The sequence below is a fragment of the Leisingera aquaemixtae genome (assembly GCF_019801145.1).
GTDB lineage: Bacteria > Pseudomonadota > Alphaproteobacteria > Rhodobacterales > Rhodobacteraceae > Leisingera > Leisingera aquaemixtae_A.
This window is the reverse complement of sequence record NZ_JAHVJQ010000003.1, coordinates 282,868-308,778: the sequence shown is the minus strand read 5'-3', so window position 1 is coordinate 308,778 and position 25,911 is coordinate 282,868. Positions and strand designations below refer to the sequence as shown.

The following is a 25,911-nucleotide window of genomic DNA, read 5'->3' as shown; positions in this document are numbered from 1 at the left end:
TTTGGCGATAAGGCGGGAATGACCAGATTGCCGATCGAAGACGCCCTCCCCGAACTGCTGGACGCCCTGCGTGCCCGCGGCCGTGCCGTGCTGCAGGCGCCGCCTGGTGCGGGCAAGACCACACGGGTGCCGCTGGCGATGCTGGAGGCCGGCCTCACCCGGGGCCGCATCGTGATGCTGGAACCCCGCCGCCTCGCCGCCCGTGCAGCTGCGGAGCGGATGGCGGAAACACTGGGGGAGAAGCCCGGCCAGACCGTCGGCTACAGGGTGCGCGGCGATGCCAAGGTCTCCAAATCCACCCGCATCGAGGTGGTGACCGAGGGCATCCTGACCCGGATGCTGCAATCGGACCCGGACCTGCCCGGTGTCGGCGCGGTGATCTTTGACGAATTCCACGAACGCTCCCTGAACGCCGATCTGGGTCTTGGCTTATGCCTGGAGGTGGCGGGCGCGCTGCGCGATGACCTGATCCTGCTGGCGATGTCGGCAACCCTGGATGCGGAGCCGGTGGCGGCGCTGATGGACGCGCCGATGGTCACCTCCGAGGGGCGCAGCTATCCGGTGGAAACCCGCTGGCTGGAGCGCCCCCTGCCCGCGCAAGCGCGGCGCGGCGATGCGCTGGCGGACCTGGTGGTGCAGGCGGAGAAGGAGACGCGGGCAACCGGCGGCGGCATTCTGGTGTTCCTGCCCGGCGAGGGCGAGATCCGCCGCGCCGCCGGCGCGCTGGAAAAGCGCCTGCCCGGCCACTGCCATATCCGGCCGCTGTTCGGCGCCCTGCCCTTTGCCGAGCAGCGCGCGACGATCCAGCCCGAGGCGCAGGGCCGCAAGGTGGTGCTGGCGACCTCGATCGCCGAGACCTCGCTGACCATTCAGGACATCCGCGTGGTGGTGGACATGGGCCAGGCGCGCCGCGCGCGGTTCGATCCCGGCTCCGGCATGTCGCGGCTGGTGACAGAGAAAGTGACCCGCGCCGAGGCGACCCAGCGCCAGGGCCGCGCGGGCCGGGTGGCGGAGGGCATCTGCTACCGGCTGTGGACCAAAGGCGAGGAAGGCGCGCTGATGGCGTTTCCGCCGGCCGAGATCGAAAGCGCCGACCTCACCGCGCTGGCGCTGGAGCTGGCGCTGTGGGGCGCCGCGCCGGACGATCTGATGTTCCTGACCCAGCCGCCCGCTGGCGCGATGGCAGAGGCGCAGGCGCTGCTCGCAATGCTGGGGGCGCTGGACGTGCAAGGGCGGATCACCGAACATGGCAAGGCGCTGGCCGCCCTGCCCTTGCATCCGCGCCTTGGCCATATGCTGCTGCAGGCAGGCCCCGCGGCTGCGCCCTTGGCAGCGCTCTTGGGCGAACGCGACCCGCTGCGCGGGGCGCCTGCGGATCTGTCCTTGCGGCTGAAAGCCTTGAAAGATCCCAAGGGCTTTGAGCGCAATCACCCCTATCAGCTGAACCGCCCCGTCGTGGAGCGCATCAAGAGCGAGGCGCGGCGGCTGGAGAAACAGGCGGGCCGCCGCGATGCGGGACTGTCCGCTGCAACGATGGCCGCCCTCGCCTATCCCGACCGCATCGGCCAGCGCCGCAAGGGCGATAACCCGCGGTTCGTGCTGTCCGGCGGCAAGGGCGCCGTATTGGACGGCGGCGACACGCTGGCGGGGGCGCCGTTCATCGTGGCGCTGGATACCGACGGCAACCCGCGCGAGGCCAGGATCCGGATGGCGGCGCAAATCTCGCTGGCCGAAATCCGCGAGCTGTTTGCCGATCAGATTGCCTGGGCTGACACCTGCGAATGGTCGAAACGCGACCGCCGGGTGGCGGCGCGCCAGCAGGAGCGCTTTGGCGCCGTGGTGCTGGACGACCGGATCTGGAAGGAGGCACCGCCGGAGGCGGTGGCGCGGGCGATGCTGGACGGGGTGCGCGACCTGGGCCTTCGCCTGAGCGGCGCGCCGGCACGGCTGGCGGCACGGGTGGAGCTGGTCAGGGCGGAAGGCCACGACCTGCCGGACTTCTCCATCCCCGGCCTGATGGAAACCTTGGACGACTGGCTGCTGCCGATGCTGGACGGCGTGAAATCGGCCGAGGACTGGAAGCGCTTTGATCTTCTGCCCGCGCTCAAAGCGGCGCTCAGCTGGGAGCAGACCCAGCTGCTGGACCGCGAGGCGCCGGGCAGTTTCATCACCCCGCTGGGGCGCAAGATCCCGATCAGCTATGATGGCGAAATCCCGGAAATCTCGGTCCGCCTGCAAGAGATGTTCGGCGTCACCCGGCATCCGTCCGTCGGCGGCGTGCCGCTGAAGGTGTCGCTCTTGTCGCCCGCCCAGCGCCCGATCCAGATCACCCGCGACCTGCCGGGCTTCTGGGCCGGCTCTTATGCGGATGTCAGGAAGGACATGCGCGCCCAGTACCCCAAGCACCCCTGGCCCGAAGACCCGACGCAGGAAGACCCGACGCTGCGGGCGAAACGGCGCAAGTAACGCCGCGCAGCGCATCCGTGATGCGATGGGACGCGGGCGGGCGCGCGGCCCCTGCCCGCCCGGCAAACCCGCGCATCTCCTTGCAACCCCGGTCGAACAGGCGTAGATTCCCACAATTACGCACATAAACACGGGAACTTCCCCAACAACAAAGGCTGAGCACCCATGACAAGCCCCCTGACCCGCGCCTGGAACGAGATTATCAAACCGATGCTGCAGCGCCCTGCCCGCGTGCAGGTTGCCGCCCTGTGCTACCGCATTGGCGCGGACGGCAAGGAGGTGCTGATGATCACCAGCCGCGGCACCGGGCGCTGGATCCTGCCCAAGGGCTGGCCGGTCGAGGGCAAGGACGGCCCGGACTCGGCGCTGCAGGAAGCCTGGGAGGAAGCGGGCGTGAAATCGGCCCGCATCACCCCGCAGCCGATCGGCGAATACCATTTCACCAAGCGCCATGACAACGGCACCGAAGAGCCGGTCACCACACTGATTTTCGAGGCCGAAGTGGAGCAGCTGGAGGATGACTACCCGGAATCCGCCGAGCGCACCCGCCAGTGGATGAAGCCGGAGCAGGCCGCCGGCCTGGTGCACGAGCCGCAGCTGCAGGCCGTTCTGCGCCGATTGTAACAGTTATGTGACATTTTCATGTCGGAAGCTTGAACCGCGCCCCAAGCGGCGTTAGGCGCGTGCGCAGACCTCGGAATCAGGAATGCGACGATGAGCGATGCAGATCAGCGCACGCAATGGAACACGCTGGACAAGGATCTGAACCGGATCTCCCAGCTCGAACTGGCCGCGAGCTATGCCTCCCGCCCGCTGGTGGCGCCGGGCATTGCGCTGGCCTTCATTGTGCTGGCGGGCCTGGCGGCCGGCGTCTTCTTCGGCGGCTCCGCCATGAGCATGGTGGTGATCGCCGCCGCCGCCTTTGGCGCCTACATGGCGATCAACATCGGCGCCAATGACGTCGCCAACAACATGGGGCCGGCGGTGGGCGCAAACGCGCTGACCATGGGCGGCGCCATCGTGATTGCCGCGATCGCCGAAAGCGCAGGCGCGCTCCTGGCGGGCGGCGATGTGGTTTCGACCATCTCCAAGGGCATCATCGACCCCACCGCGGTTGCCAGCAGCAACGTGTTCATCTGGGCGATGATGGCGGCGCTGATCTCCTCTGCGCTGTGGGTAAACCTGGCAACCTGGGTCGGCGCGCCTGTCTCCACCACCCATTCGGTGGTCGGCGGCGTGCTGGGCGCCGGTGTGGCTGCCGCGGGCACCGCCGCGGTGAACTGGCCCACCATGGGCAAGATCGCCGCCAGCTGGGTGATCTCGCCGGTTCTGGGCGGCATCATCGCAGCCCTGTTCCTGGCCTTCATCAAGGCCAAGATTATCTATCAGGACGACAAGATCGCCGCCGCCCGCCGCTGGGTTCCGGTGCTGGTCGGCATTATGGCAGGCGCCTTTGCCTCCTACCTGGCCCTCAAGGGGCTGAAGAAGATCGTCAAGATCGACCTGCAGACCGCGCTGCTGATCGGCGCCGGCATCGGGGCGCTGTCCTATGTCGTCACCGCGCCGCTGATCAAGCGCCAGTCCGAGGGCATGGAGAACCGCAACAAGTCGCTGAAGGCGCTGTTCGGCCTGCCGCTGGTGATCTCCGCCGCGCTGCTGTCCTTTGCCCATGGCGCCAATGACGTCGCCAACGCGGTCGGCCCGCTGGCCGCCATCGTGCATGCCACCGAGTTCGGCGATTTTGCCTCCAAGGTGGCGATCCCGACCTGGGTGATGGTGATCGGCGCCTTCGGCATCTCCTTCGGCCTGTTCCTGTTCGGCCCCAAGCTGATCCGCATGGTCGGCAGCCAGATCACCAAGCTCAATCCGATGCGCGCCTACTGCGTGTCGCTGTCGGCAGCGATCACCGTGATCGTGGCCAGCTGGCTGGGCCTGCCGGTTTCCTCCACCCATATCGCGGTGGGCGCGGTGTTCGGCGTCGGCTTCTTCCGCGAGTGGCACATGGAGCGCCGCCTGAAGAATTCCGCCGCAGGCCGCCCGGCCGAAAAGCGCATCGCGCCGGAGGAACGCCGCCGCCGCAAGCTGGTGCGCCGCAGCCACTTCATGACCATCGTGGCCGCCTGGGTGATCACCGTGCCCGCCGCCGCGCTGCTGTCCGCGGTGATCTACCTGCTGCTCAACACCTTCGTCGGCTGAGCCGCACCGCAGAAAACTCAAAGCCCCCGCGCCTTCCGGCTGCGGGGGTTTTTCTTTGCCTTGCGTCCCGCCGCCTAGAACCGCTCCACCCAGGGCCGCAGCACCAGTTCGTCGCTCCAGGCGGAGCGGTGCTGGCCGATCAGATGCATGTACTCACTGGCGATGGCATCGGGGTCCAGCATGCTGTCTGGATTGCCCTCCGCCTCTGTCCGCTCCGGCCGCGACGCATTGCGGATGCCGCCGTCGATATTGACCCAGGCGACGTGGATGCCCTTTGGGTGCAGCTCCCGCGCCATCGACTGCGCCAGGCCGCGCTGTGCGAACTTGCCCATCGCAAAGGCCGCCGACTGGGCAAAGCCCTTCACACCCGCCGAGGCGCCGGTGAACAGAATGGTGCCAAGCCGCCCGTCCGCGGGCTGCTGTGTCAGCATTTGTTTAGCCGCCGCCTGGCCCAGCACAAAGGCGCCATAGGCGGTCACTTCCACTGCCTTGCGCACCGCTTCCGGGTCCAGCTCCGCAACGGGGCCGCGCAGCCGGGCCGAGGGGTTGTAGCAGGCCACCCGCAAATCGCCCGGCAGGCTGTCGATCAAGGCGGCGGTTCCGCCTGCGTCAGTGCCGTCGAGCACGTGCAGTCTGGCCCCGGTCTCCGCCGCCAGCGCCTCCAGCTTGGCCGTATTGCGCGCCGCCAGATGCACCGCGTAACCCGCCGCCGCCAGCCGCCGGGCAAAAGCCGCCGACAGGCCGGTGCCGGCCCCGACGATCAGCGCCTGCGGTTTGGATGATGTGTCCGCCATGGTCTTCCTCCCCCTGATTGACGCGGCAATGCTGGCGGCAAACATGCCCTGGCACAAGGGGCGCACAAAGTGTTGAGAAGCCGCCTCAGCCTTCGAGACGCCGGACGGCGCCTATGCGGAAGCAACGGCAGGCAGTCCCGCCAGCACATCCTTGGATTCCACCACCCTGCCGAACCCTGCGTGCAGGGCGGACAGCGTGACTTCCAGGACGGTTTCCGCGTCCAGCATGCCGCCCTTGCGCGCGGGCATGTCGAAGGCAATGAGCGCATCCTCCACCACCTGGATTTCAAACCCCAGGCTGGCGGCGGAGCGGGCAGTGGAGTTGACGCAGAACGCCGCAACCCCGCCAATGATCACCAGACGGCTGATCCCGGCGTCCCGCAGGTGGCGCTCCAGCCCGGTGCCATAGAACCCGGAAGAGCCGGTCTTCCAGAACACCGCCTCGCCCTCCTGCGGCACCGCGCAGGGCAAGGGCCGGCCGCTGGGCAGGTCGCGGCGGAACCTGCTCTCGGGCCGCGGGTCGTCATGCATCACATGCACCACCGGCAGCCCCGCCGCGCGGAAAGCTGCGGCCAGCTCCGCCGCTTTCTCCTGCGCATCCGGGTTGGCCTGCGGACGGCCGGAGGCCGCCACGTTGGCCATCTCCTGCTGCATGTCGACAATCAACAGGGCTGTGGCATGGTGCATGAAAATCTCCTCCCGCTCGAATACAGGCGCCAGACTGGCAGAGCGGCGCGGCCGGGGCCAGTGCAATCCCCTTTTTCCGTTGGGTTCCAAACCGGACGGGCTGCGCCAAACGCACTGCGCCGGGCCAAAGGCCCGGCGCCACGCCCAACTGGCAAGGGTCATTCCCCGGAATGATCCGCGGCGGGCGGGAGCGCCCCGCCGCGGGAAAGAACAGCTCAGCCGCCGAGGCACCAGCGCATGACGGCCTTCTGCGCGTGCAGGCGGTTTTCTGCCTCGTCAAAGATCACCGACTGCGGACCGTCCATCACCGCAGAGGTCACCTCCTCCTCGCGGTGGGCCGGCAGGCAGTGCATGAACAGCGCGTCGGGCTTCGCATGCGCCATCAGCGCATCGTTGACCTGGTAGGGGCGCAGCATGTTGTGGCGGCGCTCCTTGGAGGACTGGCTGTCGTGCATCGACACCCAGGTATCGGCGACCACCAGGTCGGCGCCTTCCACCGCTTTCGCCGCGTCCCGTTCAACCACGATCTTGGAACCGGCCTTGCGCGCCAGCCCCATGAACTCCTCCTCCGGGTCCAGCTGCGCCGGGCCGGTGAAGGTGAGGTCGAAGCCGAACTGCCCGGCGGCGTGGATGAAGGAGGCGCAGACGTTGTTGCCGTCGCCGGCCCAGACCACCTTCTTGCCCTTGATCGGGCCGCGGTGCTCCTCGTAGGTCAGCACGTCGGCCATGATCTGGCAGGGGTGGGTGCGGTCGGTCAGGCCGTTGATCACCGGCACGTCCGAGTATTCCGCCATCTCGGTCAGCACGGTCTCGTCAAAGGTGCGGATCATGATCATGTCGACATAGCGGCTGAGCACCCGGGCGGTGTCGGCGATGGTCTCGCCATGGCCCAGCTGCATGTCCTTGCCCGACAGCACCATGGTCTGGCCGCCCATCTGGCGCACGCCGACGTCAAAGGAGACCCGGGTCCGGGTCGAGGGTTTTTCGAAGATCAGCGCCACCATCCGGTCCTTCAGCGGCAGTTCATCATCCAGCGCTGCCTTGGGGCGGCCGAGGCGCGCCTGCTTGGTGGCTTTGGCCTGGTCGATGATTGCGCGCAGGTCTGCGGGGTCGGTTTTGTGGATGTCGAGGAAATGGTTCATGGTCGTATCGCTTTGTTCTGGCGAAGGCCGGGGGCTGCCTGCCCCCGGACCCCCGGAAGTATTTTTGCAAAGATGAAGTTCAGGCAGCTTCGACCTGAGCGGCGGTTTTTTCCAGGCGGCTGACGGCCTCGGCGATGTCCTCGTCCGTCAGGGTCAGCGGCGGCAGCAGGCGGATCACGTTGTCGGCAGCCGGGACGGTGATCAGCTCATTGTCATAGCCGGCCTTCACCACATCGGCGTTCACCGCCTTGCACTTGAGGCCCAGCATCAGGCCGGCGCCGCGCACCTCTTCAAAGACCTCCGGATGATCGGCCACCAGCCCTTCCAGCTTCTGGCGCAGCAGGCCCGCCTTGCGGTTCACCTCGGCCAAGAAGGCGTCATCGGCGATGTGGTCCATCACCGCGCAGCCCACGGCGCAGCCCAACGGGTTGCCGCCGTAGGTGGAGCCGTGGGTGCCTGCGGTCATGCCGCTGGCCGCATCCTCGGTGGCCAGCACCGCGCCCAGCGGGAAGCCGCCGCCGATGCCCTTGGCCACCATCATGATGTCCGGGGTGATACCCGCCCATTCATGGGCAAACAGCTTCCCGGTCCGTCCGACGCCGCATTGCACCTCATCCAGGATCAGCAACAGGCCGTTGTCGTCGCAGATCTGGCGCAGCGCCTTCAGCTCTGCATCCGGGACCGGACGGATGCCGCCCTCGCCCTGCACCGGTTCGATCAGGATCGCGGCGGTCTTCTCCGAGATCGCATTGGTCACTCCGTCCAGGTCGCCGAAGGTCAGATGCACGAAACCGGGCAGCAGCGGGCCGAAGCCCTTGACCATCTTCTCGGAGCCCGCGGCGGCGATGCCGGCAGACGAGCGGCCGTGGAAGGAGCCGTCGAAGGTGATGATCTCCACCCGCTCAGGCTGGCCCTTGTCATAGAAATACTTGCGCGCCATCTTCACTGCCAGCTCGCAGGCTTCGGTGCCCGAGTTGGTGAAGAACACGGTGTCGGCAAAGGTATGCTCCACCAGCTTGTCCGCCAGCGCCTGCTGCTGCGGGATCTGGTAGAGGTTGGACACATGCCACAGGTTCTGCGCCTGGGAGGTCAGCGCCTCCACCAGCGCCGGATGGGCATGGCCCAGCGCGTTCACCGCAATGCCGGAGCCCAGATCCAGAAAGCGTCGCCCGTCCGCCGCGGTCAGCCAGGCGCCTTCGCCTTTGACGAACTCAAGCGGTGCACGGTTGTAGGTCGGCAGAACGGACGGGATCATCGGGATCATCCTTTTCAAAGGTGGAAGCCAAAGCTGTGACGTAAGCTTGGCCTTGGGTCAACGGTGGATCATTGGATTTCGAATGGGGGATGTGCTGCACGGCAGGCACAGGGGATCAAAGGGCCGGTCACGCCAGGCGGCGTCGGCGTCGCGAGATGGTGGTATATGCGCGTTTGATCATAGGCGGGTTCCATAGTGGAGGTTTTAGCGAAAGAAAACCCCTTTTGTGCAGCCTGCCCCGCCAATGCGCCGCCCGGCCCTTTCACCTTTGGCGAAATACTCCGGGGTGATTTGGCCGCAGGCCAAGAGGGGCAGCGCCCCTCCTTCTCCAAGCCCGCGGGGCAGCGCCCCTGCCCTGGAGGTTAATTACGGCGGCTGCCGAAGCCTTTCCCCTTGCATCCCGCGGCGGCTTGCCGCACCGCTGGAGCCATGACGCGCAGCACCCCGCAGAACCCGGCCCTGGCCGCCGCCCTGATCCTGGCGGCAACCACATTCATTGCGGGCACCACGCTCATGGCCAAGGCGCTGGGAACCGAGAGCCTGGGCGCGCCGCTGCACCCGATGCAGATCAGCCACGGGCGCTTCCTGTTTGCCTTCATGGCGATTTCAACCGCCGTGCTGGTCCTGCGCCCTCGCTTCATCCGCCCGCATTGGGGCTATCACATCGGGCGCACCACCTTCGGCTGGGCCGGGGTCACGCTGATGTTTGCCTCGGTGGCCTATATTCCGCTGGCCGATGCCACCGCGATCACCTTCCTGAACCCGGTCTTCGGCATGCTGCTGGCTATTCCGCTCCTGGGTGAGCGCGTCGGCCCCTGGCGCTGGGGCGCGGCGCTGATTGCGATGATGGGGGCAATGATCCTGCTTAGGCCGACGCCCGCCAGCTTCCAGCCCGCAGCGCTGCTGGCCCTGGGCGCGGCGGCGGTGATGGGGCTGGAGCTGATTTTCATCAAGAAGCTCGCAGGCCGCGAAGGGCCGCTGCAGGTGCTGTGGTTCAACAACCTTTTGGGCATGATGATTGCCAGCTGCGCGGTGCTGCAGGTCTGGCAGATGCCCAGCCCGGCGCAATGGGCAGCCCTTGCGGCGCTGGGGCTTTTGATGGCCTGCGCACAGGCTTGTTTCATCAACGGCATGGCGCGGGCCGATGCCTCCTTTGTCGCCCCGTTCAGCTATGCCACGCTGGTGTTTGCGGCGCTTTACGATTTCCTCGGCTTTGGCGTGGTGCCGGATGCCATTTCCCTCCTCGGCGCCTGCATCATCCTGGCGGGCGCCGCCGTTCTGGCCTGGCGCGAAGGCCGGGTGCGGCCGCCCGCGGGCCGCGCGGCAACCGCGGGAAAATAGCCCCGGGCCGCCGCCGCTCACGAAAAGTTATTTTCCGACACTGGCCCAGCCGCGACGCTGAGGTCGAAAACCGGCAATTTCCGCCTGCCCGGCGCGCCACCCTGCACCTAAGCAGGACAGGAGCACGCAGATGCACGAGAGGCGGATTCCAGAATGGCTGCGCCACGCGCCGGTGCCCTCGGTCAGGGATTTCGGCATCCTGGCGGGGCTTGAGGCGGTGGTGCGCGGCACTTTGATCTCGGTGTTTCCGCTGATCATGTACCGGGCGCTGGGGGATGCCGGGCTGGTCTCGGCCTCCTATTTCGCGGTCGGGATCCTGTCGCTGCTGGCCGGGCTGATGGTGCCCGCGCTGGTCCGGCTGGTGCCGCGCCGCTGGGCCTACTCCCTGGGTGCGGCGATGTTCGTGGCCTCGGCAGCCCTGGCGGTCGAGGGCAGCCCGGCCTCGGTGCTGGCGGCGCTGGCGCTCAACACCGTGGCGGCGGTCACCACCTTCATCTGCTTCAACGCCTATGTGCTGGACTACATTTCCCGCGTCGAGCTGGGCAAATGCGAGACTTCGCGGATGTTCTATTCGGCCCTTGGCTGGACCGCCGGGCCGATGGCAGGCGTGCTGCTGCTGGAGGTCTGGGCGCCCGCACCCTTCCTGATCTCTGCCGCGGCGGCGCTCATGATGCTGGCGGCCTTCTGGTGGATGCGGATGGGCAACGGCAAGCAGATCGCCCGTGCCCGCGGCCCGGCCTCCAACCCGTTGAAATACCTGCCGCGCTTTCTGGAGCAGCCGCGGCTGATCACCGGCTTTCTGTTTGCGGTGATCCGCTCGGCCGGCTGGTGGATCTATGTGGTCTACCTGCCGATCTTTGCCATCGAAAAGGGGCTGGGACAGGAGCTGGGCGGCATCCTCTTGTCCGTGACCAACGCCTGCCTGTTCGGCGCGCCGCTGCTGCAGCGCTGGGTGCAGCGGCATTCGATCCGGCTGGCCGTGCGCACGGGGTTTCTGACCGTTGCGGCCTGTTTCGGTGCCGCGGCGGCGCTGCAGGGCTGGCCCGCGGTATCGGTGGCTCTGCTGATGGCGGGGTCCGCGGCGCTGATCCTCTTGGATATCTGCGGCGGGCTGCCCTTCCTGATGGCGGTGAAACCCTCCGAACGCACCGAGATGTCGGCGGTCTATTCCAGCTACCGGGATATCTCCGGCATTCTGACGCCGGGGGCTGCCTGGCTGGTGCTGATGGTGTCGCCGCTGGCCGGGATCTTTGCGGCAGGTGCCGCGGCCGCCGCCTATGCCGCGCTTCTGGCTGGCAAGCTGCATCCGCGGCTGGGGCGCACAAAGGCGGCCCCTCAGCCCGCGGAGGATCCGCTGCCCGCAGAGTAGCGGCGTCGGGGTTTCAGGTCAGGGTTTCAGCCGGTAGCCGGTTCGCAGCATCACCCAGGCCAGCAGGCAGACCGCAAAGGTGGCGCTGCTGCACACCATCAGCCCCAGCAAGGGCGGGCTGTCGGAGGTGCCGATCACCCCGAATCGCACCCCGTCGATCAGGTAGAACACCGGGTTCAGATGCGAGATCACTTTCAGAACCGGCGGCAGCGCCTCCACCGAATAGAAAGTGCCCGAGAGGAACGCCAGGGGCGTCACGATGAAATTGGTGATCGCCGCCATCTGGTCGAACTTTTCGGCGAACACTCCGGCGACGATGCCCAGGCCGCCCAGAAACGCCGCGCCCAGCACGATGAACACCAGCGCCGTCAGCGGGTGCGCGGGCACGATCTGCAAGACCGCCATCAGCCCCAGCCCGATGCCCAGCGCCACCAGCGTGCCGCGCGCCACCGCGCCTGCCAGGTAGCCCAGCAGGATCTCCAGCCCCGACAGGGGCGGCATCAGCGTGTCGACGATATTGCCCTGCACCTTGGCAATAACGATGGAGGATGAGGTGTTTGCAAAGGCATTCTGGATCACCGTCATCATCATGATACCCGGCGCCAGGAAGGTCAGGAACGGCACCCCCATCACGTCGCCGCGTTTCGGCCCGATGGCGATGTTGAAGATCATCAGGAACAGCGCCGCGGTCACCAGAGGCGCCAGCAGGGTCTGGGTCCAAACCGCCAGGAACCGCTGCACCTCGCGCCACGCCAGCGCCCTGAGTCCCATCCAGTTCACCCGCCCGAAGCGGCGCGCGCCCAATTCGACCTGATAGCCCTGATCTGCCATGCTGCCCCCTGCATTTCCTTGCCGGGACTGCATAACGGCTGGGCCAATAGGCGCAAGATGCCTTGTAACTCCGCCCGCAGTGATTAGAATAGGGCGATCACACGGAATATGATGGCGGCCGCAGAACCCCTGGGGCCGCTATTAGCTTGGAAAGGCAACAGATGTCCTGGACAGACGAGCGCGTCGAACTGCTCAAGAAAATGTGGGGCGAGGGCCAGTCGGCCAGCCAGATCGCCAAGGAACTGGGCGGCGTCACCCGCAACGCCGTGATCGGCAAGGTGCACCGCCTCGGCCTGTCCAACCGCAACAGCGGCGGCGCCAAGGCTGCCGAGCCCAAGGAAAAGCCCGCAGCAGCCCCCGCGGCCGCCGCGCCGAAACCCGCCGCCGCCAAGCCCAAGCCGCAGCCCAAAACCGAACCGGCGCGCCCGGCCGCGGCCCAGCCGTCCGCGGACGCCAAGCCCGCAACCCCGGCACGCCGCCAGATCATCCCGGCCGGCCAGCCGCTGCCGCCGCAGCCCTCGGCCAATGAAATCAGCCCCGAGGCGCTGGCCAAGGTCAATGAGATCGAGAAGAAGGCCAAGAAGCTGGGCCTGATGGAGCTGACCGAGCGCACCTGCAAATGGCCGGTCGGCGACCCCGCGACCGAGGACTTCTGGTTCTGCGGCCTGCCCGCCCAGCAGGGCAAGCCCTATTGCGAGGCGCATGTGGGCGTGGCGTTCCAGCCGATGTCCTCGCGCCGCGACCGCCGCCGCTGAGCCCAGCCCGGCAATTGAAGAATTGAAGGCGTCCGCAAGGGCGCCTTTTTTCTGTCCGGCGGCTGCCGGCCTCTCTGCCTCCCGGAAACATGCAAAAATGTGTATGATAGCGGAGTCCGCCGCTGCCCTGGCGGCGGCGGGCCTGACTCAGCGAGGAGGCCAACATGAAACGCACAGCATCCGCGGCCTGCGCCGCTCTTGGCGCAGCGATTGCCCTGTCTCTTGCTCCGGCATCAGCGGACACCGTATCGGAACCGGTTCTGAAGACTGAGCTGGAAGGCATGCCCGGAACCGAAGCCAATATCGTTGTCTTCGACGTGGACCCAGACTGGGAAACCGAGCACCATTACCATCCGGGGCACGTCTTCGTCTATGTGATCGAGGGCACGGTGAAGATTGATGTCGACGGGGAAGACCCTGTCGAATACAGCGCCGGCGAAGCGTTTTATGAAAGGCCGAACATCAGCATGATCGGCTCAAACGCCAGCACCACGGAGCGGGCCAAGATCGTTGTTTTCCAGGTCGGCGAGTCTGGCAAGCCGCTGATGATCAGCAACTGACAGGGCGGCACAGCCGGCCTTTCTGATGGAATACGCCGCCCCCGGCCCTCTGACGGACCGGGAGCGGCGCTGCGGATTTGCGGCCGTCAGTTGGTGACCGGGCCTTCGGAGGTGAATTTCGGGATCACGCTGTCGGAGGCTGCCTTGGGCTCGATCCCCGGCCAGTTGCCCTCGGCCAGGGTGATGTTGCCGGGAATGTCTTCCTCCCAGAAGCCGACCACCACGTCGGTGATGTTCAGATAGAGCTTGTCGTCGACGATGCGCCACAGGTTCGGGTTGGCCGGCACCTTGCCGCCCTTGGACACGCCATAGGCGCAGTGGCCGTCATACTGCGGCGCGTAATAGGCCGGGTTTTCCAGGAACGCGTCGCGGTTTTCAGCAGTGGAGAACGCCCAGGTGGCGCCGTTGTAGTCGGCGGTGAATGCGGTGCTGCCCCGGACCGGCGCGGTCTGCGGCGTGCCGACCGGGTTCATCTCAAGGCTGCGGTAGGCCACCACGTCATAGCCGGAAACCGCGTAACCGGTGCCGTCGACATACTGTTCGCCGGCAAAGGCCGGCAGGGCAAAGGACAGCGCCGCCGCAGCAGCAAATGCAATACGCTTCATGGGATCGTCCCTTTCATCGGTGATCGCTTCAAATGGGGCACCGGCTCGCGGCACCGGCCTCGGCACTGACATTACCGCCCCGGCGGCAAATGCGAAGGGGGGCTCACGGCTCTGTGTCCGGGGACGAGAGGATGTGAGCGGATTGTAAAATTTCCGCGCGCAGACCTTCCAGTCATTGGAATTTGCAAATAACCCCTTATCTCAGCCGGAGCCGATCGCCGCAGCGCGTGCGATTGCCCGTGAACAGGAAACAATCAGGACAAGGCCGACAGATGAGCGACACCCCCTACACCCCGCCGAAAGTCTGGAAATGGGAACAAGCCAACGGCGGCGAGTTCGCCTCGATCAACCGCCCCATCGCCGGTGCGACCCATGACAAGGACCTGCCCGCGGGCAAGCACCCCTTCCAGCTCTACTCTCTGGCGACCCCGAACGGGGTGAAAGTCACCGTGATGTTCGAGGAGCTGCTGGCAGCGGGCCACGCAGACGCCGAGTATGACGCCTGGCTGATCCAGATCGGTGACGGCGACCAGTTCGGCTCCGGCTTTGTCGAGGTGAACCCGAACTCCAAAATCCCGGCCCTTCTGGACCTCAGCGGCGCAGAGCCGGTGCGGGTGTTCGAGAGCGGCTCGATCCTGCTGCATCTGGCGGAGAAGTTCGGGGCCTTCCTGCCCAAGGAGGGCGCGGCCCGCACCGAGACCCTGAACTGGCTGTTCTGGCAGATGGGCAGCGCGCCCTACCTGGGCGGCGGTTTCGGCCACTTCTATGCCTATGCACCGGAGAAATTCCAGTATCCGATCGACCGTTTCACGATGGAAACCAAGCGCCAGCTGGATGTGCTGGACCGGCAGCTGGCGGAGCGCGAGTTCATCGCAGGCGACGAATACACCATCGCCGATATCGCCATCTGGCCCTGGTACGGCCAGCTGGTTCTGGGCCGCAACTACGGCGACGCGGCCGAGTTCCTGGATGCGGCCAGCTACAAGAACGTGGTCCGCTGGGCCAAGGCCATCGACGCCCGCCCGGCGGTGCAGCGCGGCCGCATGGTGAACCGCACCTCCGGCGATCCGGCGTTCCAGCTGCACGAGCGCCATGACGCCAGCGACTTCGACACCCGCACCCAGGACAAGCTGGAAGCGGCGGAGTAACCGCCCAGCCTGCAAGGCCCTGTTTCAAGAATTACCAGGCGCCCGCCGCGATGCGGGCGCTTTTTCTACATCCAGCCCACCTGCGTCAGGGCATGCACGTCGTTCCAGACCTTGGTCATGTGGCGGATCTTGCCGCCGTCGAAATCCAGCACATAGACATAGTCCGAGGCGACCTTCTTACCGGTCGGCGCACCGTTGCCCGCATCCACCGTGTGGGTGCCATGGAACACCGCAAACAGGATCGCGCGGTTGCCGTCCTCATCCACCGCGATGGATTTGAACTCGGCATGGGCGTCCGGCATCGGTGTCAGCAGCCCCTTGGCCCATTCGGTATAATCCGCAATCGTCTTGATCTCCGCCAGCGCATCCGCCTGGACGGAGAAGGTGGCGTCCGGCGTGCACCATTCCTGACACACGTCCCATCCCTTGCCCGCATCGCAGGCCTCGCAGAAATCATGGGCTGTCTGTTTGATGGACATCGTTCTCTCCCTCCGGGTTGTTTTCAGGGCCTGGCGCAGGGCCACGCACCTTCAGCAGCAAATAAGGCGAAAACCGATGAGGGCGAGGAAAGCCTATTTGAGCCGCGGCGGCTTGTCCGGGTCGCTGCCGGGCTTAACCGGCTTCAATTCCTGCGGCGCCTTGGGCTGCGGCAGGTCAAACCGCAGGCCGACACGGGCCAGGCTGGCCGCCACAGGGTCCTCCGCCTCGAAGAAACCGACGTCCATCGCCCCGGCCTCGATGCCGGAGAAGGTGAGCGCCTCGCTGGCGGCCTTGGCGAGCGAGGCCTGCGCGGCCTCCTTGGCGCCGACAAACCCCAACAGATGCCCCTGACCGCCGGCGGCATAGCGCACGCCGGCCAGATAGGCCGCCGCCGCCAGCCCGCCCGCGGTGGCAAGCTTGGCGTCCAGCGCCGTCAGCAGCGCCTCCGGCAGGCCCTTGGGCGCGGTGAACTCCGCCACCCCGGCCTCGACTTCCTCCGGCGCGCGGCCCAGGGTCTGGTGCAGCCAGCTGATGGCCTCCGGCGGGATCAGAAAGGCCGAAGGCGCCACCTCCAGGTTCAGCCCTAGCCCGATTCCCTGCCCGGCCAGCATCTGCGCAACCACCCGGCCCGACAGCGCCGCATAAGGAACAGGCTTGCCGGCAAACTGCGCCAGCCGCTCCTCGCGGTCGAACACCAGCACAAAGGCGCCGTCCGGCGTCTCGAACAGCTCCGGGGAGATCTGCTCCCCCGCGGCCTCTTCCGTCAGCATCAGGAACAGCTCGGCATCCGCCAGCCGTTCATAGAACCGCAGCCGGGCGGCATCGTTCTCGGGCGCAGCTTCCATCGCGGCATGGGCCAGATCCAGCGGGGTTTCATCTGTCATCGCATCAGCTCCTTCACCCGGGCCTGCAGAACCGGCAGCAGTTCCGCCTCGAACCAGGGGTTCTTCTTCAGCCATGCGGTATTACGCCAGGACGGGTGCGGCAAGGGGAAGACCTGCGGCGCATGATCCCGCCAGCCCTGCACCAGCGCCGTCACCGGCCCCTTCAGCCCAAGGTGATAGCGCTGCGCATGGGCGCCGATCAGGACCTTGAGCTGAACCTCCGGCAGATGGTCCATCACCTGATGGTGCCAGGTCCTGCCGCAGACGGCGGGCGGCGGCAGGTCGGCCTTCCGGTCGTTGTAGCCGGGAAAGCAGAACCCCATCGGCACCACCGCGACCCGGTCCTTGTCATAGAATTCCGCCTCCGAGAGCCCCAGCCAGGCCCGCAGCCGGTCGCCGGAGGGATCGGTGAAGGGGCGGCCGCTTTCATGCACCCGCGCGCCCGGCGCCTGGCCGGCGATCAGGATGCGGGCGGAGGGGCGGAACCACACCACCGGGCGCGGTTCATGCGCGGTGGCGGTGGCGGCAAAGCGCTCCGCACAGATCCGGCAGCCGCGAATCTGCGCCTTCAAGCGCCGGCTGGCGCCTATTGTTTCAGCCTTGGAAACAGCCATCTTGCGCCCTGCCCCCTGTCCGGCCCCGGAAAACCTGCGCGATCGGCCCGGATACGCGGCAGATTGGTTAACACCTGGTTGATGATTTATGTCACAATTCGACATAATAAGACCAAATTCCCGGCGTAGGCCATTAACACTCTTTTGATAAGACAGAGCCATAGGCGCGTTGAAGGCGTCTGGACATCGAGGCAAACAGAGCCCGCGACAGGGCCGCACGGGCAGTACCGGAACAGGCGATGCTTGAGTTTGAAAACGTCAGCAAGTCCTTTTGGACGGGGACCCAGCGCAAGGTGATCCTTGACCGGGTGTCGTTCCGTATCGAGCCCGGCAAGTCGCTGGGCGTGCTGGCGCCGAACGGCACCGGCAAGACCACCCTGATCAACATGATGGCCGGCCTCGAAAAACCGGATGAGGGCGAGATCCGCCGCAACTGCAAGGTCTCCTTCCCGCTGGGGTTCATGGGCGGCGTCATCAGCCGACTGTCGGCGATGGAGAACTGCCGCTACATCGCCAAGCTGTACGGGCTGGACCCGGATTATGTGGAGGCCTACTGCCGCTGGCTCTGCGGGCTCAAGGAGTATTTCGACCAGCCGGTCGGCACCTACTCCTCGGGCATGCGGGCGCGGTTCAGCTTTTCGCTGATGCTGGCGCTGGATTTCGACGTCTACCTGATCGACGAAGGCATGCCCTCCACCACCGACGTGGAGTTCAACCGCAAGGCCGGGGAAATCCTGCAGGAGCGGCTGCAGACCACCACCATCATCATCGTCTCGCACCAGGCCAAGACGCTGGAAAAATTTGCCCGTTCGGCTGCCGTCCTCCTGCAGGGGCAGCTGCACATGTTTGACACTCTGGAAGAAGCGAAACAGCTCTATGACTACGAAACCGAGAGCTAAGAAGTTCCGCATCCGCCGCAGCCCTGCCGCCGAAGGCGCAGAGAGCGAGGCGGCCCGGCCGCAGGCGGTGGACCCTGCGGATGGCGCCGGCCGCCAGGCGCAGCCCGCTCCCGCGGCCGCTGCCCCGGCGGAACCGGCGGCGGCAGAGGCCGGCCCTGCGCCGCTCAGCGGCATGGTCAGCTCGCCGCGCGAAACCAGCATGGAAACCGACATCGACGCGATCCGCCAGGAAGGGCTGACCGGCCGCCAGCTGCGCCTCGCCCGGCGGATGGCGCAAAAGCACAATCTGTCCGCCACTTCTGATTTCGAGGCGGTGCGGATGCTGCGCGAGCGCGGCATCGACCCGTTCCAGCGCACCAATATGCTGGAGCTGGTGGTGCCGCAGAACAAGGCGCAGCCATCCGGCGCCCCGCCCGCCCCCGGCACCGTGCAGCTGCCGCAGACCATTCCCGCGGCCAAGACCACGCTGCCCGCCGCAGAGCTGAGCCCGCTGGAGCGCCGCAACCGCGAAATCCAGGAAATCCAGCGCGACATCGCCCGCCGCCGCCGCCGCAAGCTGACGATGCTGGCCACCCGGCTGGCCTTCTTCGTGATGCTGCCGACCCTGGCCGCGGGCATCTATTTCTATGCCATCGCCACGCCGATGTATTCCTCCAAGTCCGAGTTCCTGGTGCTCAAGGCCGACAGCGCCGCCAGCGGCATGGGCGGGCTGCTGTCCGGCACCCAGTTCGCCACCAGCCAGGATTCGATTGCGGTGCAAAGCTACCTGATGTCCAAGGAGGCGATGCTGCGGCTGGACCGCGAGGCCGGTTTCAAGGCGCATTTCACCCAAGACTGGCTGGACCCGATCCAGCGGCTGGAAAGCGGCCCCACCAACGAGGAGGCCTATGCCACCTACAGCCGCAACGTGAAAATCGGCTACGACCCGACCGAAGGCGTGGTGCGGATGGAGGTCTCCGCCGCCGACCCGGAAGTCGCGGCCGAGTTCTCGCGCAAGCTGATTTCCTATGCGCAGCAGAAGGTGAATAACCTGTCGCAGCAGAAACGGGCCGACCAGATGTCCGAGGCCGAGGCGGCGCTGCACGATGCCGAGGCCCAGCGCCGCGCGGCGCAGGAACAGCTGGTTGTCCTGCAGCAGCAGGGCTCGGTTCTCGACCCCGAAGGCGTGGTGGCCTCGCTGCGCCAGCAGATCAGCACCTTTGAAATCCAGCTGGAGGAGAAACGGCTGGAGCTGGCCGCGCTCCTCGACAACACCCGCCCCAACCGCGCCAAAGTGTCCGGCGCGGAGGCGGATATCAAACGGCTGGAGGTGGTGATCGCCAACCTGAACAACCGGATGGTCGACGCCTCGGCCGGCGAAAACTCGCTGGCCAGCCTGCGGATCCAGATCCAGATGGCCCAGGCCGATCTCGCCACCCGCGACCTGATGCTGCAATCGGCCTTGCAGCAAGTGGAAACCACCCGCCTGGAGGCCAACCGCCAGGTCCGCTACCTGACAACCGCGGTGGAGCCGGTCGCCAGTGACGAACCCGCCTATCCGCGCAAGTTCGAGAATACCGTTTTGGCTTTCCTGATCTTTTCCGGTATCTACCTGATGTGTTCGCTCACCGCGTCCATCCTGCGGGAGCAGGTGTCATCGTAAAGCTATCGGAAGCTCATGAAAAACATCGATATCGCCGGCCTCACCATCGGCAATGACTGTCCGCTGACCATCATCGCGGGCCCCTGCCAGCTGGAAACCGCAGATCACGCCCGGATGATTGCCGGCGCGCTCAAGGAAGCCTGCGACCAGGCAGGCGCGCAGTTCGTGTTCAAGGCCTCCTACGACAAGGCCAACCGCACTTCGCTGTCCGGCAAGCGCGGGCTTGGCATCGACGAGGGCCTGAAGGTGCTGGACACCATCCGCAGCGAATTCGGCGTGCCGGTGCTGACCGATGTGCATACTGAGGAACAATGCGCGGTGGCGGCGGAGGCTGTCGACATCCTGCAGATCCCGGCCTTCCTGTGCCGCCAGACCGACATGCTGCTGGCCGCAGGGCGCACCGGCAAGGCAGTGAACATCAAGAAGGGCCAGTTCCTGGCGCCCTGGGACATGGCCAATGTGGTCGCCAAGGTGGAAAGCACCGGCAACACCAACATCCTGCTGACCGAGCGCGGCACCTCATTCGGCTACAACACCCTGGTCGCCGACATGCGCTCGCTGCCGCAGATGGCGCAGGGCGGCTACCCGGTGGTGATGGACGCCACCCATTCGGTGCAGCAGCCGGGCGGCAAGGGCGGCTCCACCGGCGGCCAGCGCGAGTTTGCGCCGCTGATGGCGCGCGCGGCGGTCTCGCTTGGCATTTCCGCGGTGTTCATCGAGACCCACCAGGACCCGGACAATGCGCCCTCCGACGGGCCCAACATGATCTATCTCGACCAGATGCCGCAGCTGATCGGCAGCCTGATGCGCTTTGATGCGCTGGCCAAGGCCGACCCTATCCGTATTTGACCCCTAAAGAGTATTTCAGACATGACCAAACCGCAGCCTGAGGTGACCCCGAACACCTGGAGCTTCCTGCGCGACGCGATGATCAAGCCGACGGGCTTCCGCGAATATGACGCGCGCTGGAAATACCCGGAGGAGATCAACCTGCCCGGCATGACCGCCCTGGGTCTCGGCCTCGGCACCCAGATGCGCAAGCGCGGCATCGACCCGGTGATCGCGGTCGGCAACGACTACCGCGACTATTCGCTGGCGATCAAGAACGCGCTGATCCTGGGCCTGATGCAGGCCGGCATCAAGGTAAAGGACATCGGCCCAGCGCTGTCGCCGATGGCCTATTTCGCCCAGTTCCACCTGGATGTGCCGGCCGTGGCCATGGTCACCGCCAGCCACAACCCCAACGGCTGGACCGGCGTCAAGATGGGCTTTGACCGCCCGCTGACCCACGGCCCCGACGAGATGAGCGAGCTGCGCGATATCGTGCTGAACGGCGAAGGCCAGCCTGCCCCCGGCGGCTCTTACGAGTTCGTGGAGGGCGTCAAGGAAGCCTATCTCGACGATCTGGTCGGCGATTTCAAAATGACCCGCCCGCTGAAGGTGGTCTGCGCCACCGGCAACGGCACCGCCTCTGCCTTTGCGCCGGAGCTGTTTAAGCGCATCGGCGTCGAGGTGGTCGAGAGCCACAATGAGCTCGACTACACCTTCCCGCATTACAACCCCAACCCCGAAGCCATGGAAATGCTGCACGACATGGCTGCCAGCGTGAAGGCTTCCGGCGCCGATCTGGCGCTGGGGTTTGACGGCGACGGCGACCGCTGCGGCGTGGTCGATGACGAGGGCGAGGAGATCTTTGCCGACAAGGTGGGCGTGATCATGGCCCGCGACCTGTCGAAGATCTATCCGAACTCCACTTTTGTCGCCGACGTGAAATCCACCGGTCTGTTTGCCTCTGACCCCGAGCTGCAGAAGAACGGCGTCACCGCGGATTACTGGAAGACCGGCCACAGCTACATGAAGCGGCGGGTCAAGGAGATCGGCGCCCTGGCCGGCTTCGAGAAGTCCGGCCACTACTTCCTGGCCGAGCCCGTGGGCCGCGGCTACGACTGCGGCATGCGGGTCGCGGTTGAGGTCTGCAAGATGCTGGACCGCAACCCGGACCAGTCGATGTCCGATCTCAGGAAGGCGCTGCCCAAGACCTGGTCCACCCCGACCATGTCGCCCTATTGCGCCGACACCGAGAAATACGCGGTGCTGGAACGGCTGGTGCAGAAACTGGTGGCCAAGCATCAGGCAGGCGACAGCTTTGCCGGCCGCGCCATCAAGGACGTCGTCACCGTGAACGGCGCCCGGGTGATCCTCGACAACGGCTCCTGGGGGCTGGTGCGGGCATCGTCCAACACCCCGAACCTGGTGGTGGTCTGCGAAAGCTCCGACAGCGAGGACGAGATGCGGGCAATCTTTGCGGATATCGACGCGGTGATCCGCACCGAGCCGCTGGTGGGCGATTACGACCAGACCATCTGATCCCCGCAAACAAGAGGGATTTCGCCTGCTTCGCAGGCGATCCGCGCCCGCCTCCGGCGGGCGCTTTTTCTTTGTCTGAGAAGCGGTCCAAGGCCAGGTCTGCCCTTGGATGCGCCACTTCGAGTGTAAAGCGCCTGCGACCGCGTCAAGGACGCGCCGGGCTGCGCCCGGAGGCCTCTCGGCCCTCCTTGACGCGGCCGCAGGCTTAAGGGCTCAGTCGCCGCCCAGCAGCTTCAGCAGCTGGTCGCGGGCCTCCTGTTCGATGCGCTGCTTCAGCGCGTCGTTCAGGTCCTGCTCCGGGGCGATCTCGGTGTTCAGCTCCTCGCTCAGCTTCTGGCGCACCCGGTCCTTGGCTTCCTGCTCGATCTCGTCGATCTTCGGCTGCAGCGCCTGGCCGAAGTCCGGCCGGATGTCCGGGTTGTCCCAGCTGCCCTTGATCCGCACCGGGATGGTCAGCACCTGATCGCGGCCCGCCCGCACCAGCTGCGGCGAGAACAGGTAGTCGATATCGCGCGCGCCAAGGCCGATCCGGCCCTTGCCTTCGGCCCGGAAGCCCTTGAGCAGCACCAGAAGGTCCTTGTTGCGGAGGTTGCCGTCCTTGATCGTATAGCTGGCGGTCAGCTGGTCGAACACGGTGCTACCGCCGTTGCCGCCGGAGCGCATCAGCTCTTCCAGGTCGAAGCCGGTGAAAAAGCCCTTGCCTGCCTCCAGCCAGCCCTTGCCGCTCAGCGAGCGCATGATCGCCTTGACGGATTTACCGGAGCCGAGGAACTCCAGCTCGCCCAGGGCTTCGCCGTTCAGCCGGCTGTAGCCCGCGGTTTCCCCCAGGGCGCGCTCCAGCCGGATGCCGGTAAAGGTCAGCTTGCCGCCCACCGACAGCCCGCTGCGGTTGTTGGCCACCACCTGCCCCTGCACCTGGCCGCCGAACATCGACGCGGGCAGAAACTTCAGCACCGCGCGGCTGCGCTCCATCGTCAGGTTCAGCTTGCTGGCCCCCAGGTTCACGCCGCCGGTGCTGAGGCTGTCGAAGCTCAGGTCAATCGCCGCATCCGCCAGCCCCAGCGCCGAGGCGTCGATCGGATCATCCGGCCAGCCGCTGCCCGCAGACCCGCTGCCGCCGCCGCCCGCGCCGGAACCGCTGCTCTGCCCGGCGGCGAAACCGGAGACATCCAGCGCCCCGCCCTGCAGCTGCGCGGTGATGCTGGGGCGCTCCTTGAACTCCACATCCGCAGCGCCGGTCAGCCTGTTTGCGCCCAGTTCCACAGCCAGGTCCCGCATCGAAAGCCGCCCGTCCGCGGTATAGGTCACATCGGCGGCGAACACCGCCTTCTGCGCCAGCGCATCGGGCAGGAACACCCCCAGCGCTACGCCGGTCTGCAGGGCATCCTGCGCCCCGAACGTCAGCCGCCCGCTGGCCTCGCCATTGATATCGGCGTGGCCGTCAAACCGCCCCTTGCCGCCCGGGGCCGTGACACTTGCCCCGACCGAGGAGACCTCGCCCGCCAGGAAGGCGGCAAAAGTGCCGATCTCGGCATCCACCGCCACCGGCTCCCCCGCCGGACGCAGGGTGGCCTTGACCGCCGCAGTGCCCGCCGGGTCCGGCCACAGCAGGCTGAGGTCGATGTTCTTCATCTCCACCGGCGCCGCCCCGTGCGCCGCATAGCGCAGCGAGGCCCCGGTCAGCTCCACCGCCTCGATCCTCAGCGGCAATGCGCTGCCGCTGCTGTCGCCATCGGATGTGCCGCCGCTGCCAGTGCCGCCGCTTGCGCTACCGCCTGTGCCGCCGCCTGCGCCGCCATCCATGACCCAGTTGCCAACGCCCTCGGCATTGGTGGCCAGGTTCAGATGCGGCAGGATGGCCGAGACTTCGGTGATCCGCACGTCGCCCTGCAGCAGCTCTGCCGCTGAAATGCCGATGGTCAGGCGTTCGGCCTGCAGCATCGGCTCCGGCCCGGCCCACTCGGCATTGGACAGCGTCACCGCATCCGCTTTGACGCCCAGCGTCGGCCAGAAGGTGAACCGCACCTTGCCGCCGAACGCCAGCGTGCGCCCGGTCTGCGCCTGCAGCTGATCCGCCGCCAGCCGCGCAATCTTCTCGCCCGGCAGCAGCAGCACCAGCGCCGCCAGCAGCACCACCGTCAGCACCAGCGCCGTCACAACCCGGAAAATCAGCTTCATCAGCCCACTCCTCTTGCCTTGCCCCCTGTTCCCGCGGGGTTTTGCGCAGCTTACCGCCTGTGCGCGGGGGCGCAATGCAAAGAGGGTTCAAAGCATGGTGTTGCTGCACTGCCGAGAGGTTCGCGCCCGTCCCGGGGCGGGTGCACGTCGCCCCCGCCGCCGCGCTGAAATCACGCCTCCGGCATGACGGAGCGGGCCGGCGCGAACCGGGCCGCGGGGCAGCCCGGCAAATACTCCCTTTACCGCAGCCGGAACCGCTGCCGCAGGCCCAGGCCGAGGAAGAACAAGAGCGGCAGGCTGGCGACGGTCTGGACGCCGGACAGAACCTTCAGATGCTGCGGCAATGCCTGCAGGAACTCAGCCCCGAAATAAGCCCTCCCGAACCCGAATACCGGAAACAGGTTCGAAAAGCTGAGTGCCATTGCCGTCCAGTCATCTGAGCCTAGCAGAGGCTTGGCGGTTTCGGCCACAAAGTGCTCCGCTATTACGAAAGTGCCAAACAGCCAAATCGCAAACAGCCACCAGAACGGGCGTGCGATGGAATAGCCGTATTCCGAGAACCAGCCGAACAGCAGATAGGGCAGCCGCTGCCAGATGGGGCCGATCCTGCCGGCAAAGTGCATCTCGCGGCGGAAGAAGAAGTGCTCGTCTTCGGGGAGGCCTTGTTTTGCGAGGACGTGGCGGATGGTGGCGCAAGACGCCTTGGCGACTTCGCAGTCACTTTGATCTATGGCTTCACTCTGCGTTAATGCAGGCCAACAATCAGCTTGTGCAGAAAAATACGACCTCTCGTGCAACATTGCACCAATCAATATCGGGTAGCCCCCTTGGAATTTCGCCCCACCAAATCGAACAGGTTTTTCAAACACACAATCTGAAAAATCTACCACTCCCATTTCGGAGAGGGGGAATTTTGATCCATCAAAGTAGCAATAATCACGAAATCTACTTCCAGAAAAACTAACGCCACCTTCAAAACAATTTTCTGAAAAATTTGCAACGCCTGAGAGTTGAGCTTTTTCAAAGCGAGCCATTTTTTTAAATGTTCCAACGTGAAACCAAACACCCCGCTCAAATTTCGCCTTATTGAAATAGGAATACCCCGTGACATCCAATGCAAAGTTGACATCTGATGCAAATATCGCCTCCGAAAAATACACACCCCCATTTACTTCCAAAGCCAAGTCCAAAGGTCGCTTGAACCACGATTTCAATAAATTAAACTGGCGTTCCACTTGAGTATCGACAGCAACCAGCGCCATCGGGAAAACGAAACTTTTACAGTACACCCCCTCCCCAAAAAAGGTTTCCTCCAAGGACAAATCTTCATACGGATCAGGCATCAGTAAATGGGAAGCAATGCCTTTCCCTAAAGGCAAGAATCTTTCATGGAAGCGCCTACGGATATCCGGCTCAAGTTCTCTCCAAGCGTCCAGCTCAGCAACATCGATTTCACAGGTTTTAGCGGCCTCGACCTTTTCTTGTGCAGTTAGAGCTTGACCGGCCCAAGCATTCCACGCACGGCGGTTCTTTTCATGCAGTTCGCGTTTCAGTGTTCTTGAAAGGCCCTCTGTCTGCTCCCCAAAAAGCGTCATCAGCACATACCAGGGGTTCTCGTTGGCAGGGGTTAGCTTGCGCTGCGGGGCGGCCGGAGCCAAACCATCTGTCTCGTTACGCATCAATCGCTCTCGTAATGCA

The 25,911-nt window shown here is 65.8% G+C and carries 23 protein-coding genes; 12 read left to right on the top strand and 11 right to left on the bottom strand.

Features of this window, described 5'->3' with window-relative positions; translation table 11 throughout:
- Positions 1 to 18: 18 nt before the first annotated feature.
- The 3 genes from hrpB (at position 19) to KUW17_RS08850 (ending at position 4,662) form a co-directional block, all read left to right on the top strand.
- The gene (hrpB, locus tag KUW17_RS08860) at positions 19 to 2,466 is read left to right on the top strand and encodes an ATP-dependent helicase HrpB (protein WP_222478128.1); all 2,448 of its coding nucleotides are present in this window, start codon (positions 19 to 21) and stop codon (positions 2,464 to 2,466) included.
- A gap of 165 nt (positions 2,467 to 2,631) precedes the next feature.
- Positions 2,632 to 3,090, top strand: coding sequence for an NUDIX hydrolase (locus KUW17_RS08855; protein WP_222478127.1), 459 nt, complete (start codon positions 2,632 to 2,634; stop codon positions 3,088 to 3,090).
- A gap of 90 nt (positions 3,091 to 3,180) precedes the next feature.
- Complete coding sequence (locus KUW17_RS08850; protein WP_222478125.1) at positions 3,181 to 4,662, top strand: inorganic phosphate transporter; 1,482 nt, start codon at positions 3,181 to 3,183, stop codon at positions 4,660 to 4,662.
- A 74-nt stretch (positions 4,663 to 4,736) separates the two neighbouring features.
- On the opposite strand, the gene KUW17_RS08845 is transcribed toward KUW17_RS08850, so the two are convergent.
- From KUW17_RS08845 to KUW17_RS08830, 4 genes are all read right to left on the bottom strand, one after another.
- Entirely contained in the window at positions 4,737 to 5,456 is a 720-nt protein-coding gene (locus KUW17_RS08845; RefSeq protein ID WP_222478123.1) for an SDR family NAD(P)-dependent oxidoreductase, read from the bottom strand.
- A 111-nt stretch (positions 5,457 to 5,567) separates the two neighbouring features.
- The gene (locus KUW17_RS08840; RefSeq protein WP_222478121.1) at positions 5,568 to 6,143 is read right to left on the bottom strand and encodes an isochorismatase family protein; all 576 of its coding nucleotides are present in this window, start codon (positions 6,141 to 6,143) and stop codon (positions 5,568 to 5,570) included.
- Positions 6,144 to 6,358: 215 nt separating this feature from the next.
- Positions 6,359 to 7,285 (bottom strand): ornithine carbamoyltransferase, encoded by a 927-nt coding sequence (gene argF, locus KUW17_RS08835; protein ID WP_222478119.1) that lies wholly within the window; start codon positions 7,283 to 7,285, stop codon positions 6,359 to 6,361.
- 79 nt (positions 7,286 to 7,364) lie between these two features.
- Positions 7,365 to 8,540 carry an aspartate aminotransferase family protein gene (locus tag KUW17_RS08830; RefSeq protein ID WP_222478116.1) on the bottom strand — a complete coding sequence of 392 codons (1,176 nt, stop codon included), beginning with the start codon at positions 8,538 to 8,540 and terminating at the stop codon, positions 7,365 to 7,367.
- A 429-nt stretch (positions 8,541 to 8,969) separates the two neighbouring features.
- On the opposite strand from KUW17_RS08830, the gene KUW17_RS08825 reads away from it, so the two are divergent.
- Both KUW17_RS08825 and KUW17_RS08820 read left to right on the top strand, forming a co-directional pair.
- The gene (locus KUW17_RS08825) at positions 8,970 to 9,881 is read left to right on the top strand and encodes a DMT family transporter (RefSeq protein WP_222478114.1); all 912 of its coding nucleotides are present in this window, start codon (positions 8,970 to 8,972) and stop codon (positions 9,879 to 9,881) included.
- 130 nt (positions 9,882 to 10,011) lie between these two features.
- Entirely contained in the window at positions 10,012 to 11,250 is a 1,239-nt protein-coding gene (locus KUW17_RS08820) for an MFS transporter (RefSeq protein WP_222478112.1), read from the top strand.
- Positions 11,251 to 11,268: 18 nt separating this feature from the next.
- Here the strand turns inward: KUW17_RS08820 and KUW17_RS08815 are convergent, their stop codons facing one another.
- Positions 11,269 to 12,081, bottom strand: coding sequence for an ABC transporter permease (locus KUW17_RS08815; RefSeq protein WP_222478110.1), 813 nt, complete (start codon positions 12,079 to 12,081; stop codon positions 11,269 to 11,271).
- A gap of 161 nt (positions 12,082 to 12,242) precedes the next feature.
- On the opposite strand from KUW17_RS08815, the gene KUW17_RS08810 reads away from it, so the two are divergent.
- Positions 12,243 to 12,836, top strand: coding sequence for a GcrA family cell cycle regulator (locus KUW17_RS08810; protein ID WP_222478107.1), 594 nt, complete (start codon positions 12,243 to 12,245; stop codon positions 12,834 to 12,836).
- A gap of 164 nt (positions 12,837 to 13,000) precedes the next feature.
- Complete coding sequence (locus KUW17_RS08805) at positions 13,001 to 13,396, top strand: cupin domain-containing protein (RefSeq protein WP_222478105.1); 396 nt, start codon at positions 13,001 to 13,003, stop codon at positions 13,394 to 13,396.
- A gap of 86 nt (positions 13,397 to 13,482) precedes the next feature.
- Here KUW17_RS08805 and KUW17_RS08800 read toward each other — a convergent pair whose 3' ends face one another.
- Positions 13,483 to 14,001: a YHS domain-containing (seleno)protein gene (locus KUW17_RS08800; protein ID WP_222478103.1), complete on the bottom strand. Its 519-nt coding sequence runs from the start codon at positions 13,999 to 14,001 to the stop codon at positions 13,483 to 13,485.
- Between the two features lie 272 nt (positions 14,002 to 14,273).
- On the opposite strand from KUW17_RS08800, the gene yghU reads away from it, so the two are divergent.
- Positions 14,274 to 15,149, top strand: a complete 876-nt coding sequence (yghU, locus tag KUW17_RS08795) for a glutathione-dependent disulfide-bond oxidoreductase (protein WP_222478101.1) — start codon at positions 14,274 to 14,276, stop codon at positions 15,147 to 15,149.
- Between the two features lie 65 nt (positions 15,150 to 15,214).
- On the opposite strand, the gene KUW17_RS08790 is transcribed toward yghU, so the two are convergent.
- From KUW17_RS08790 to KUW17_RS08780, 3 genes are all read right to left on the bottom strand, one after another.
- A complete protein-coding gene (locus tag KUW17_RS08790) occupies positions 15,215 to 15,628 on the bottom strand; it encodes an ester cyclase (RefSeq protein WP_222478099.1) in 414 nt (137 codons plus the stop codon).
- A 93-nt stretch (positions 15,629 to 15,721) separates the two neighbouring features.
- Positions 15,722 to 16,513, bottom strand: a complete 792-nt coding sequence (locus KUW17_RS08785; protein WP_222478097.1) for an SseB family protein — start codon at positions 16,511 to 16,513, stop codon at positions 15,722 to 15,724.
- Positions 16,510 to 17,127: a uracil-DNA glycosylase family protein gene (locus KUW17_RS08780; protein WP_222478095.1), complete on the bottom strand. Its 618-nt coding sequence runs from the start codon at positions 17,125 to 17,127 to the stop codon at positions 16,510 to 16,512. Before KUW17_RS08780 ends, KUW17_RS08785 begins: the two co-directional genes overlap by 4 nt.
- Positions 17,128 to 17,366: 239 nt before the next feature.
- Between KUW17_RS08780 and KUW17_RS08775 the strand changes: the two genes are divergently transcribed.
- Genes KUW17_RS08775 through KUW17_RS08760 form a run of 4 tightly spaced genes read left to right on the top strand, consistent with a single transcriptional unit; the run spans position 17,367 to position 22,035 of the window.
- The gene (locus tag KUW17_RS08775) at positions 17,367 to 18,026 is read left to right on the top strand and encodes an ABC transporter ATP-binding protein (protein ID WP_222478093.1); all 660 of its coding nucleotides are present in this window, start codon (positions 17,367 to 17,369) and stop codon (positions 18,024 to 18,026) included.
- Positions 18,004 to 19,668 carry a capsule biosynthesis protein gene (locus KUW17_RS08770; protein WP_222478091.1) on the top strand — a complete coding sequence of 555 codons (1,665 nt, stop codon included), beginning with the start codon at positions 18,004 to 18,006 and terminating at the stop codon, positions 19,666 to 19,668. Before KUW17_RS08775 ends, KUW17_RS08770 begins: the two co-directional genes overlap by 23 nt.
- Before the next feature lie 15 nt (positions 19,669 to 19,683).
- The gene (gene kdsA, locus KUW17_RS08765; RefSeq protein WP_222478089.1) at positions 19,684 to 20,517 is read left to right on the top strand and encodes a 3-deoxy-8-phosphooctulonate synthase; all 834 of its coding nucleotides are present in this window, start codon (positions 19,684 to 19,686) and stop codon (positions 20,515 to 20,517) included.
- 21 nt (positions 20,518 to 20,538) lie between these two features.
- Positions 20,539 to 22,035, top strand: a complete 1,497-nt coding sequence (locus KUW17_RS08760; RefSeq protein WP_222478087.1) for a phosphomannomutase/phosphoglucomutase — start codon at positions 20,539 to 20,541, stop codon at positions 22,033 to 22,035.
- A 213-nt stretch (positions 22,036 to 22,248) separates the two neighbouring features.
- Here the strand turns inward: KUW17_RS08760 and KUW17_RS08755 are convergent, their stop codons facing one another.
- Entirely contained in the window at positions 22,249 to 24,213 is a 1,965-nt protein-coding gene (locus tag KUW17_RS08755) for an AsmA family protein (protein ID WP_222478085.1), read from the bottom strand.
- 239 nt (positions 24,214 to 24,452) lie between these two features.
- Positions 24,453 to 25,892 carry a pentapeptide repeat-containing protein gene (locus tag KUW17_RS23325; RefSeq protein ID WP_261397117.1) on the bottom strand — a complete coding sequence of 480 codons (1,440 nt, stop codon included), beginning with the start codon at positions 25,890 to 25,892 and terminating at the stop codon, positions 24,453 to 24,455.
- Positions 25,893 to 25,911 lie beyond the last annotated feature (19 nt).